At 35.2% G+C, this 7,238-nt stretch carries 9 protein-coding genes; 1 reads left to right on the top strand and 8 read right to left on the bottom strand.

Translation table 11 applies throughout. The annotated features are described in order from the left end of the window. The 4 genes from PHF25_08065 to rpmE all read right to left on the bottom strand — a co-directional run. Positions 1-494 (bottom strand): PCRF domain-containing protein (locus PHF25_08065; GenBank protein ID MDD4527971.1); only part of this gene is annotated, 494 nt, incomplete at its 3' end. Further along, a complete protein-coding gene (locus PHF25_08060) occupies positions 494-1,342 on the bottom strand; it encodes a DUF1385 domain-containing protein (protein MDD4527970.1) in 849 nt (282 codons plus the stop codon). The genes PHF25_08060 and PHF25_08065, both read right to left, overlap by 1 nt. After that, positions 1,342-1,485: a hypothetical protein gene (locus PHF25_08055; GenBank protein MDD4527969.1), complete on the bottom strand. Its 144-nt coding sequence runs from the start codon at positions 1,483-1,485 to the stop codon at positions 1,342-1,344. Before PHF25_08055 ends, PHF25_08060 begins: the two co-directional genes overlap by 1 nt. 6 nt (positions 1,486-1,491) lie before the next feature. Further along, a complete protein-coding gene (rpmE, locus tag PHF25_08050; protein MDD4527968.1) occupies positions 1,492-1,692 on the bottom strand; it encodes a 50S ribosomal protein L31 in 201 nt (66 codons plus the stop codon). A gap of 137 nt (positions 1,693-1,829) precedes the next feature. Here rpmE and PHF25_08045 point away from each other — a divergent pair, with 137 nt between their 5' ends. Further along, on the top strand, positions 1,830-3,203 hold the full coding sequence (locus tag PHF25_08045) for a sodium:solute symporter family protein (GenBank protein MDD4527967.1): 1,374 nt from the start codon (positions 1,830-1,832) through the stop codon (positions 3,201-3,203). 96 nt (positions 3,204-3,299) lie between these two features. Here PHF25_08045 and PHF25_08040 read toward each other — a convergent pair whose 3' ends face one another. The 4 genes from PHF25_08040 to aroA all read right to left on the bottom strand — a co-directional run. Beyond that, complete coding sequence (locus tag PHF25_08040) at positions 3,300-4,073, bottom strand: prephenate dehydrogenase/arogenate dehydrogenase family protein (GenBank protein MDD4527966.1); 774 nt, start codon at positions 4,071-4,073, stop codon at positions 3,300-3,302. Further along, positions 4,074-5,132 (bottom strand): bifunctional chorismate mutase/prephenate dehydratase, encoded by a 1,059-nt coding sequence (locus tag PHF25_08035; protein ID MDD4527965.1) that lies wholly within the window; start codon positions 5,130-5,132, stop codon positions 4,074-4,076. Positions 5,133-5,159: 27 nt separating this feature from the next. Further along, positions 5,160-6,161, bottom strand: a complete 1,002-nt coding sequence (locus PHF25_08030) for a chorismate synthase (protein ID MDD4527964.1) — start codon at positions 6,159-6,161, stop codon at positions 5,160-5,162. Next, positions 6,158-7,238, bottom strand: a 1,081-nt coding sequence (aroA, locus tag PHF25_08025) for a 3-phosphoshikimate 1-carboxyvinyltransferase (protein MDD4527963.1), incomplete at its 5' end; no start/stop codon positions are given. The genes PHF25_08030 and aroA, both read right to left, overlap by 4 nt.

Below are 7,238 nucleotides of genomic sequence, written 5' to 3'. Positions count from 1 at the left end.
AAAACTACTTTCGCTAAACCACCAGCATCAGACTCATTTTCATCAATTAATTCTGCTGTCCATCCCATATTATTAATATACCTACTATACATATCAAACAAATCCCTAGCAAAGATTGCTGCCTCTCCCCCGCCAGTGCCTCCTCTAACCTCCAAATAAGCATTATTATTGTCGTTAGGGTCTTTTGGTATTAGCATGACAAGCAGTTCGTTATCTAGCGTTTCTTTCTTATCCTTAAGCATTGCTAATTCTTCTCTAGCCATTTCAACTAATTCTTTGTTTTCATTTGCATCTATCATATTTTCAGCATCGTCTAAATCTTCCAAGATATTAATGTACTCGCGAAATTTTTTGACTGGATCTTCTAATTCCGTTCTAGTTTTATTTAAGTTGTTATATTTGGAAACGTCAGAAATTATTGCTGGGTTCGTCATTTGTCTTTCAACATCAATAAATTTTCTTTCTAAATCTTTAAACTTAGAAATTATATCCATTAGATAACTTCCTTCAGTGCAGCTATGGCAGCTCGAATCTCTTTATCACCAGGTTCGGCTGTGGTTAATTTCTGCAAGAAAATACCAGGCCAAACAAAAATATTGAGATACCAAAACTTATCAACCTTAGCGCTAAGTCTAATAATCTCATAAGCTATGCCAGCTACAACTGGAAGCATCAGAAGTTTCAGTAACACTCTAGTAAAAATTGGAAGAATTCCAAAAAAAGAAAACAAAACAACAGAAACGAAAATCAAAACAGCAATAAAGGAAGTTCCACATCTTTGATGAATCGGAGAATATTTTTTAACATTTTCAACAGTTAACTCCACCTTATCCTCATAAGCATGGACGGTTTTGTGTTCGGCTCCATGATAACGATAAATCTCTCTCATATCCTTCATAAATAATGTACTGATCAAAAAAATCAAGAAAATAGTAAGCTTTATTAAGCCTTCTAATAAATTTAAAACAAAAATGTTATGGATGCCTGAAAATTGCAAATATTTAAAAAATATTGCTGGAACCAATAAAAAAAGCCCTATAGAAATGGTTCCACTAAGCAAAAAAGAAAAACCTAATTCTTTTTTACTTAACTGTTCTTCGTTGGGCATGGCTATCTTGATAGAGTGAGTCAGAGCGTCCATCCCTATTCTAAACATATCAATTAAATTAAAAATGCCTCTCAAAAAAGGAAACCCAAATATTTTATTTTTTTGGCTAAAAGATACAAACTTTTTTTTATCAACTATTAAATTATCATTTTCGGAATAAACTGCTCTGGAAACATAGTCTTTCCCCTTCATCATCACTCCGGAAATTAGAGCCTGTCCACCAACTGCACCCATTATAAACCTCTTTCTTTTATAGCATTATTGCTAACGCCAGAAATTACACAATCTTGTGAATGTAACAAAGTATCCTCCATTTTATTGGAAGCAAATTTACTATAGCTAGTTCTACATGCATGAATCAATATGACTACCTTCATAAAGGTTTATTTCATATTATAACGACGTTTGAATCTCTCTACTCTACCTTCTGTATCAATTATCTTTTCTTGACCAGTAAAGAATGGGTGGCAAGCAGCACAAATGTCTACTCTAACCTTGTCACTTGTAGAAAAAGTCTTGTATTTAGCACCGCAAACGCATTCAGCATCTACTTTGTAAACTGTTGGGTGTATTCCTTCTTTCATTTCATCTCCTTGTATATCTAAAACATATTCCTAGAACTGTGATATTATAAAGAGAATAAGGGGTTAAAGTCAACTTGAAAATTCTTATAAGTTTCAAGTAAAATGTTTTATAAAGTTATAACATGAGGGGGACATCCGTGATAGACCAGATTATTATAGGTATTTATTTATTTTTAATTCTCTTAATAGGCATAATTGCTGGAAGGAAAAATAACGATTTTGAAAGTTTTGCTGTTGCAAGCAGAACACTTCCTCTTCTACTAATTTTTTCAACATTAACAGTAACCTTACTTTATCAAAACAACACTTTAGATAATGCTGAAAAAGTGTTTTTATTGGGAATTTATCATATCATAGCTTTATTTGGTTATAGTATCAGAGAATTCCTAATAGCTCGTTTTATAGCTCCACAAATGGACAAATATTCTAAATGTCTAAGCATAGGCGACATAATCGAACAACATTATGGCAAGACAGCTAAAATATTAACAGGAATATTTTCTGTAATATTATCCACTCTCATTGTCAGTATTTTGCTAACTGTTTTGGGTTATTTAATGAACTTATTTTTAGGAATAAACACAATTTATGGAGTTTTAATAGGAGCTGGTATTATTACCATCTATGCTTCTTTGGGAGGACTAAAATCTATCACCTATACTCATGTTCTTCAATTCTTCATGATAATAATCGTTATTCCCCTGATTATTTATTATGGTGTTACTCAAGCAGATGGATGGTCTAATGTGCTAAGTGCTGTTCCCAACAAACACTTAAGTATCTTTGGAAATATATCCTTTATTGCTTTTCTGTCTTTATTCTTTAGCTTCATGCTAGCAGAAACGCTCCTGCCTCCTTATGTTCAAAGATTACTTGCGAATAGAAATTCACAAACAGTATCCAGAGCTGTCCTGCTAAATGGAATGTTTTCTGTTTTTATTTTCATTGCCACTGGCCTAATTGGACTTATTGCTTTTGCTTTATTTCCTACAGCAGAAGCTAGTATTGCTTTACCAAAAATCCTCATGAGTATACTACCCATTGGGGTTAAAGGACTTGCCATTGCTGGTATTTTGTCGATTATCATCTCTTCTGCTGATTCATTTCTAAACTCAGCTGCAGTTTCAATCACCAATGATATACTAAAACCTGTTTTCAAGAACAGCAAAACTATAGCTTCAATAACTACGGCAAGAGTATTTACAATCGTTTTAGGAATTTCAGCTTCACTTATGGCAATTTTTATTAAAGACCTTTCTGTCTTGCTTATTTATCCTCTACTATTCTGGTCACCAATAATCCTTGTTCCATTAGTTGTAGCAATACTTGGATTTGGAGTGACAAAAAAACAATTATACCAAAGCGCCTTTGCGGGAATTTTAACAGTAACATTTTGGACATATGGCTTAAAAAACCTGTTTGAAATAAATGGACTAATTATTGGTGTTCTTGCGAGCTTATTTGTCTTTGTTTATTTGGCTTTTTTTGACAAAAAAACTCCAAGCCCCTAAATCCTTCTTCGGCAAGTCCAGCACATCGCCTCAAGGGGACTAGCAATCTCAAACTTGTTGCTGAGAAGTTTTAAATTAATTACGTCGGGTGGGAGGTTACTCTATGTTATCTCTTAATGCTTTAAGAAACTTTTCCATTTCCTCATGATCCTTACCCTTAATAATATGAGTAAGGTATGACAATTTGGCATTGATCATTTCTATTTGCTTTAGTGTATAAGGATTGAACATGATTTCTGCCAACAGATAATCATCTTCAGAAAGCAAACCTTTGGCTATTTCTAAATGTTTTTTAAATGTTGTACCTGGCGCTTCCTGATTTTTCATACAAGCGGCAAATACCATTGATGAAGCAAACGGAGTTGAAAGAGAATAAGCCGTTCTCTCGTCGTGTTCCTTGAAATTATAATCATAGATATTAAGCTTTAAGCTTTGATAGAGCTTTCTAAAAAAATCTTTACCCTCAGCATCGGACTCAGTAATAATAATTGCATTTTGACCTTTTAAGTGACTCATATCTGCAAAAGTAGGACCAAACATTGGATGCGTAGAAACAAATCTCATCCCCTGCTTTTGATAATATTCTGGCAACTCATTTTTAACAGAGGTTATATCAGAAAGGATACAAGTTTTTGGTAAATAAGGAATTACCGCGTCAAAGACTTCAGTTGTATATTGTAAGCTAACACAGTTTATTAATAACTCAGGCGCAAACTTCTTTAATTCGTCATAAGTTTTTAAAGGCTTAACTTTGCCTAAACTTTGAAGTTTTTCAGCACTCCTACTATATAGGGCTATTTCATTCTTTTCGGCCAGCACCTGCGCAAGCCAAGCACCCATTTTCCCTGCGCCGATTATGGCAATCTTCATTTAGGAACTCGCTTTCTTTTCTTTATAACAACCCATAAGTTTTAAATCCGTAGTCATTGGCTTGAGTTCTTTCATAACCTTCACAACTTTCTCGTCACTAGCTGCTCCTTCAAAATCCAAAAAGAAAACGTAGTCTCCTGGTTTGCCTGGAACTGATTCAATCCTACTTAAGTTAATATTGTTTTTTGCAAATAATTCTAATACGTGAAAAAGCGTTCCAGCCTTATGAATTGTTGAAAAAATAATAGAACACTTGGTTCCTTCTTCTTTGGCCTCTTCTTTAGCTATAATTAGGAATCTTGTCTTATTGGAAGAGATATCTTCGATATTTTCTTTTAGTACTTCCAAATCATAAAGTTCCGCACAAAATCTACTTGCGATAGCTGCAGCAAACTTCTTTTGCTCTTCTGAAATAAACTTTGCAGAACCTGCTGTATCGTAATAAGCGACTCCATGCAATTTGCTTCTTTCCAAAAAATGTTTACATTGTGAAAGTGCCTGAGAATGTGAATATACTTCCCTTATTTCTCTATGGTCAGCCTCTGGTAATGCTAGCAAGCAATGGTGGATGTCTAGGTCAACTGCGCCAACAACTTTTAAGGAAGTATTGATAAGCAACTGATTAACATCACCTAAAACACCGCCCAAAGTATTTTCCACAGGAATAATGCCTAAATCAAAAGAACCGTCTTCAACTCCTTGGAATATTTCTGCAAAAGTTACGCAAGGAATAGGAACAAGCTTCTCGTCCCAAGACTTCGCAGCAACTTCACTGTAAGCACCATGGGCACCTTGGAAACCAATTAATTTATAATCTTCTTCTTGAAAAAACTTACTATCTTTTAAAATAAGATCATAAATCTTAGCAATACTTTCTTTGTTTATTAAACTAGAAGATTTCTTAGAAATTCTTTCTAAGATTTGTTTCTCTCTTTCTTCATCCTTAACTTCTTTTTTAAATTTCTTTGAAATCAAAGCATATTCAGTTCTATCGTTGATTAACTTAAGTATCTGCGAGTCTATTAAATCTATTTTTCTTCTGATATTTTTCAAATCCATAGTTTACTCCTTATATGTGCTAAAGGCCTAAAGCTGAACGCTGAAAGCACTTTGCTGGTTATTATTTATCATCGTTAAATCAGCTAAAACCATAGCTGTTATAGCCTCAATTATCACTGGCACTCTTAAAACGAAAGCCAAATCATGACTACCTTTTATGTTTAATGCTTCCATTTTACTTTTTGCAAAATTAAAGGTCATTTGTTCTTGCAAAATACTTGCAGTTGGCTTTACCGCAACTCTAAAAACTAACTGATTGCCATTGGTAATTCCACCATTGATTCCACCACAATTATTAGTAGCAGTATGACCGTCTTGATCTATTATAATGTCATTATTCTTACTACCAGTAATTTCTGTCGATTTAAATCCATTTCCAAATTCAATGCCTTTAATTCCTGGTATTGCAAAAACACCATGCGCAATAAGGGACTCAACAGAATCAAAAAACGGTTCACCCAACCCAACAGAAAGACCATCAACAGTACATTCAATGACTCCTCCAACAGAATCTTTCTTGCTAATAGCTTTTTCTAAAGCTTCTTCAATATTAGTTGAACCACCTAACGATGTTAATTCTGCTTTGATTGACAACTGCGACATTAATTTCTTGGCCACTACACCTGCTGCGACTATAGCAAGTGTTAGCCTGCCAGAAAAATGACCACCACCACGTGGATCACTTAAGCCATTATACTTACGCTGAGCAACAAAATCAGCGTGCCCTGGTCTTGGCATATCAATAAACTGAGCATAATCTTTGGATTTTGTATTATTATTTTGAAACTGAATAGTTATTGGAGCTCCAGTTGTTTTGCCTTGAAAAATTCCTGTTAAAATTTCTGGCAAATCCTCTTCTTTTCTGGGAGTTGTGCCTTTTGCTCCACTTTTACGTCTAGTTAAATCAGAGAACATATCTGCTGCTGATAAATCTAGACCAGCTGGACAACCATCAATAATGCACCCCACTACTGGACCATGAGACTCTCCAAAAATGCTCATTCTGAATTGTTTTCCGAAAGAATTCATTGCACATTACCTCCTAAGTCTTTCAAGTCTTCAAAAAATTCAGGATAAGACTTACTCACGCACTGCGTACCCTCTATTATTACTGGTTTGTCTGCATTAAGCCCGGCAATCGCGGTAGCCATTGCTATCCTGTGATCTTCGTGAGAAAAAACTTTTCCTCCTTTAATTTTACCACCTTTTACAATCATTGTGTTATCGTCTATAACAACCTCAACCCCTAGCTTGGAAAACTCTTCAATTAGAACTTTCCCTCTATCGCTTTCTTTATGCTTAAGCCTAGATGTTCCATGAATCTTGGATTGACCAACACAATTAGCTGCTAAAACTACGAGAGGAGGAAATAAATCAGGACAATCGGTGGCATCAAACTCAAAGGCCTTAAGTTCACTCCTGTTTACAAGAATACTGTCAGCATCAACCAAAACATCAGCTCCTACCATTTTAAGCACATCAACTATAGCCATATCCGCTTGTTTAGAATCAAAACTCATACCAGAAAGCTCTATGTATCCACTGACAGCACCCGCAACTAATAAAAATGCAGCTGCACTCCAATCACCTTCAGCACGGTATTTCTTAGCAGGAAAAATCTGTTCACCGTGAACCGTAAAAACTTCATAATTATTATTCTCCACTTTGCCACCAAAAAAATTAATAATGTCTAGCGTCATATCAATATATGGTTTGCTTTTTAAGCTATCTACCTTAACAACAGAAACCCCTTCTGCTTTAGTCAAGGCAATCAAAAGTCCAGTTAATAACTGGGAACTGATAGAACCATCAACCTCAAGCTCAGAAGGTTCTATTGGGCCTTTAATCACCATTGGGGCAAAACCTTGTTGTGTGTCACAATCAACGCCTAAATATAAAAGCGCATCCTGCACCATCCCTAATGGTCGTTTTTGAAGTGAACCTTCTACCCGCAACGTTACTTCTCTGCCAGATAGTGCAATTATTGGAGCGAACATCCTCGCGCACAATCCTGATTCGCCACAATTAACCTCTGAAGAAATTGGGATAACATCACCTGCACTTTTAACAACAATTCGATCTGCCTCGGCTTTAACTTCTGCAAGA

It is taken from the genome of Candidatus Margulisiibacteriota bacterium, from assembly GCA_028706105.1.
Taxonomy (GTDB): domain Bacteria; phylum Margulisbacteria; class Riflemargulisbacteria; order GWF2-35-9; family DYQY01; genus DYQY01.
Note: the sequence above shows the minus strand (reverse complement) of the source record. Positions and strands in the feature narration are given on the sequence as shown.

Excerpts from the sequence above, each read along its gene's own strand:
- rpmE (MDD4527968.1), bottom strand. The coding sequence starts at position 1,692 with ATGAAAGAAGGAATACACCCAACAGTTTACAAAGTAGATGCTGAATGC.
- PHF25_08060 (MDD4527970.1), bottom strand. The coding sequence starts at position 1,342 with ATGGGTGCAGTTGGTGGACAGGCTCTAATTTCCGGAGTGATGATGAAG.
- PHF25_08040 (MDD4527966.1), bottom strand. The coding sequence starts at position 4,073 with ATGAAGATTGCCATAATCGGCGCAGGGAAAATGGGTGCTTGGCTTGCG.
- PHF25_08055 (MDD4527969.1), bottom strand. The coding sequence starts at position 1,485 with ATGAAGGTAGTCATATTGATTCATGCATGTAGAACTAGCTATAGTAAA.
- PHF25_08035 (MDD4527965.1), bottom strand. The coding sequence starts at position 5,132 with ATGGATTTGAAAAATATCAGAAGAAAAATAGATTTAATAGACTCGCAG.
- PHF25_08030 (MDD4527964.1), bottom strand. The coding sequence starts at position 6,161 with ATGAATTCTTTCGGAAAACAATTCAGAATGAGCATTTTTGGAGAGTCT.